Source organism: Motilibacter deserti (assembly GCF_011250635.1).
GTDB lineage: Bacteria > Actinomycetota > Actinomycetes > Motilibacterales > Motilibacteraceae > Motilibacter_A > Motilibacter_A deserti.
The window spans coordinates 1-3274 of sequence record NZ_JAANNP010000163.1; the positions used below are offsets into that span (position 1 = coordinate 1).

A 3274-nucleotide genomic window follows, 5' to 3' on the forward strand; every position below is an offset into this window, starting at 1 on the left:
TCATCGCGCGGTTCTCGCCGGTGACGCGCGTCGGCGCCGACGGGCCTGTCGTCTCCCGGCCGACGACCCAGCCCGTGCCCACCGCGGCGAAGAGCACGACCGCGGCGGCGACAGCGGCCAGCCGGCGGATGCGCCGCGCGCGCCGCTCCCGCCCGGCCGCGGCGACGAGCCGGTCGAGCTGGTCGTGGCGCGGCACCGGCGGCCCGGCCACCGCCTCGGCGGCGTCGAGCAGGCCGAGCAGGGGTGGCAGCCCGCGGAACTCCTCGAGCGCCTCCCGGCAGGTGGCGCACTCCGGGGCGTCGCGCAGGTGCGCCTCGACCTGCGCGAGCTCCTCCCCGCGCAGGGCTCCGAGCGCGTACGCCGCCAGCGACCCCTCGACCGGGCAGCGCGCGGACGTGGGCGGCGGCACGGTCACGGGGTCACCCCCCGCTCCTCGAGCGCGAGGCGCAGCGCGCGCAGCGCGTAGTGGGCGCGGGACTTGACGGTGCCGGGCGGCACGCCCAGCACCGCCGCGGCCTCGGCGACCGAGCGCCCGCAGTAGTAGGTCTCGACCAGCACCTCACGGTGCGCGGGCGAGAGGGCGGCGAGGGCGTCGGCGACGAGCCAGGAGTCCAGCGCGCGCTCGATCTCGTCGCTGGCGGGAAGTGCGGCCAGCACGGTGTCGTCGCCGGCCTCGCGCGGGCGCGCCAGCCGGGCCCGGTGGGCGTCCACCGCGAGGTGGCGGGCGACGGTGAACAGCCAGCCGCGCAGCCCGGCCGCCCCGCCCCCGCCCTCGCTGCGGGCCCGGGTGTCCAGCTCGTCGCCGTGCCGCCAGGCCCGCAGCAGCGTCTCCTGCACGATGTCCTCCGCCCGGCCGCGGTCGCCGGTCAGGCGCTGGGCGTAGGCCAGGAGCGCGCTGCCGTGCTCCTCCCACAGCGCCCGCAGGAGCGGCTCGTCCGCCGTCCGCTGCGCCATCGGCCCGCCCCCTTCCCGTCCTGCTGTGCGTACGCCGCGGCTCCGCCGAGCTTTCGTCAGCCCGCGACCACCTGGTCGCCCTCGACGCGTACGGCGACGGCGCGCAGCCCCTGCTCGGCCGGCCCCTGCACCACCGCGCCGTCGCTGACGTTGAAGGCGGAGCCGTGGCGGGGGCAGTAGAGCTGGTTGCCTCCGACGACCTCGACCGTAGCCCCCTGGTGGGGGCAGACCGCCGAGAAGGCGACGACGTCGCCGGCGGTCGGCTGGGCGACCAGGAGCGGGGACCCGTCCGCGGCCGTCGCCGCCACCGCGCCACCGACGGGCACGTCGGCGAGGGCCACGAGGCCCGTCGCCGCGCCTCCGCTCGAGGCGGACGCCGACGCGGACGGGGAGCCAGGCGCGGACCCGGCGGCGGACGGCGAGCTGCCGCCCGTACCCGACGTCGTGCCCGTGCCCGACGTGCCGCCGGCCGTGTCGCTGTCGCCTCCGCCGCAGCCGGCGACCAGGCCGACGCAGACGCCGCAGGCGCCGGCGAGCAGCGCGCGGCGGCCGAGGACGGGGCCGGCCGGGAGGTTCGAGGGGGAGATCGGCACGAGGAGGCCTCCAGGTTCTGGTGCAGGTGCGGTCGGTGCGGACGTCGTCGGTGCGGATGCGGTCGGTGCGGATGCGGTCGGTGCGGACGCGGTCTGTGCGGGTGCGTATGCGGTCCGTGCGGATGCGGTCGGTGCGGGTGCTCGTTCGGGGTGCGCCTCGTCGGGGCTGGGAGCGGGCGCGTCAGCCGCCGGAGGTGCCTACCCCTTCCCACACGGCGCGCGCCCCGGTGTCGCCCGCCTGGTAGACCGCCACCGTCGACCCGACGGACACGATCACGGCGACGACCGCGACGACGACCCGCAGGGCGACGGGAACGACCGCGCGACGCAGCAGCGCCCACCCGGCGACGGCGACGACGAACAGCGCGATCACCCAAGGGAGCAGCCGCTCGGCGACCTCCTCGTGCCGCGAGATCGCCGGGATGGGCTGCGGCAGGCTGCCCTGGATGCTGTCGCGCAGCCACTCCCCGGCGTTCATGGTGACGGGTACGGCGATCAGCGCCACGAGCGCCACGACCGGGGGCAGCGGGCCGAGCCGGCGACGCGCGGCGGGCCACACCGCCGCGAGCGCGACGAGCAGTGCGGCGAGCGGCACCGAGGCGACGACCAGGTGGACCAGCAACGGGTGCGCCGGTAGTCCGTCGATCTGCGTCGGCCCCACGCCGTCTCCTCGTGGTGTCGGGCCGGCCGGTCCGGCCCCTCGCCCCCTCCAACGGGCTCGACCGCCGGTCGGTTCGATCGTGTTGCTAAGAGTTTGACGACCGATCGGTCGGTCACCTAGGTTGCAGTGCGTGACCGTGCAACCCCTCGACGCGCGCAGGGCGCGCGGCGCGCGGACCCGTGCCGCCGTGCTCGACCGGGCCGTCGAGCTCGCGGCGAGCGACGGTCTCGAGGGGCTCACGCTCTCCCGGCTGGCCGCAGCCCTGCACGTCAGCAAGTCCGGCCTCTTCGCCCACTGGGCCTCCAAGGAGCAGCTGCAGCTCGCCGCCATCGAGCACGCACGGCTGCAGTGGGCGACCCGGGTCGTCGGCCCGGCGCTCGCCCGCCCGCGCGGCCTGCCCAGGCTGTGGGCGCTCCACGAGGAGCGGCTCGCGCTCTACGCCGCCGACGCCTCGCCCGGCTGCTTCTTCGTCACGGTCGAGGCCGAGCTCGCCGGGCGGCCGGGGCCGTTGCGCAGCCGTGTCGCCGAGGTGCTGACCGAGTGGCTCGAGGTCGTCGAGGGCGCGGCGTCGCGCAGCGTCGAGCTCGGGCACCTGCCGGCCGCGCTCGACCCCGCCCTGCTCGCCTACGAGGTGGAGGCCGCGGGGGTCGCCGCCGCGTACCAGAGCCGCCTGCTCGATCCTGGGACCGTGGGCGCGCGGGCGCGAGCGGTCGTCCTCACCCGGCTCCGGTCACTGGCGACCGACGTTTCGCTGCTTCCCGAGTCGTGAACCCCACTGCGCCCATCCGGTCGCGCCGATCTGAAGGAGACCTCATGCAGACCGACACCGGTGCCTCCACCGGAGCCGACTCGGGAACGCCGGGGACGGAGCAGGTCGGGCACGTCGGCTACGTCGAGGTCCACTTCGACGACCTCGACGCGCTCGGCATGCTGCACAACTCGCGCTACGTCGTGCTCGTCGAGCGCGCCCTCGGGGCCTACTGGACCGAGCGCGGCTACACCTTCCACGACGGCCGGCCGACCAAGCCCGACGTCTTCCAGGTCGTGCGTGAGCTGCGGATCACCT

General features: G+C 76.6%; 4 protein-coding genes and 2 pseudogenes. 2 read left to right on the plus strand and 4 right to left on the minus strand.

From position 1 onward, the window contains the following. The 4 genes and pseudogenes from G9H71_RS21775 to G9H71_RS21790 form a co-directional block, all read right to left on the minus strand. A pseudogene (locus tag G9H71_RS21775) lies at window positions 1–415 on the minus strand (hypothetical protein); the annotation flags it as partial. Then, window positions 412–954, minus strand: coding sequence for a sigma-70 family RNA polymerase sigma factor (locus tag G9H71_RS21780; protein ID WP_166284864.1), 543 nt, complete (start codon window positions 952–954; stop codon window positions 412–414). The pseudogene G9H71_RS21775 and the gene G9H71_RS21780, both read right to left, overlap by 4 nt. 56 nt (window positions 955–1010) lie before the next feature. Next, window positions 1011–1547 (minus strand): Rieske (2Fe-2S) protein, encoded by a 537-nt coding sequence (locus G9H71_RS24790; RefSeq protein ID WP_331273189.1) that lies wholly within the window; start codon window positions 1545–1547, stop codon window positions 1011–1013. 181 nt (window positions 1548–1728) lie between these two features. Next, entirely contained in the window at window positions 1729–2208 is a 480-nt protein-coding gene (locus G9H71_RS21790; protein WP_166284865.1) for a DUF2231 domain-containing protein, read from the minus strand. A 130-nt stretch (window positions 2209–2338) separates the two neighbouring features. On the opposite strand from G9H71_RS21790, the gene G9H71_RS21795 reads away from it, so the two are divergent. Together G9H71_RS21795 and G9H71_RS24215 are read left to right on the plus strand one after the other, a co-directional pair. Beyond that, window positions 2339–2977, plus strand: coding sequence for a TetR/AcrR family transcriptional regulator (locus tag G9H71_RS21795; RefSeq protein WP_331273190.1), 639 nt, complete (start codon window positions 2339–2341; stop codon window positions 2975–2977). Window positions 2978–3021: 44 nt separating this feature from the next. Further along, a pseudogene (locus tag G9H71_RS24215) lies at window positions 3022–3274 on the plus strand (hypothetical protein); the annotation flags it as partial.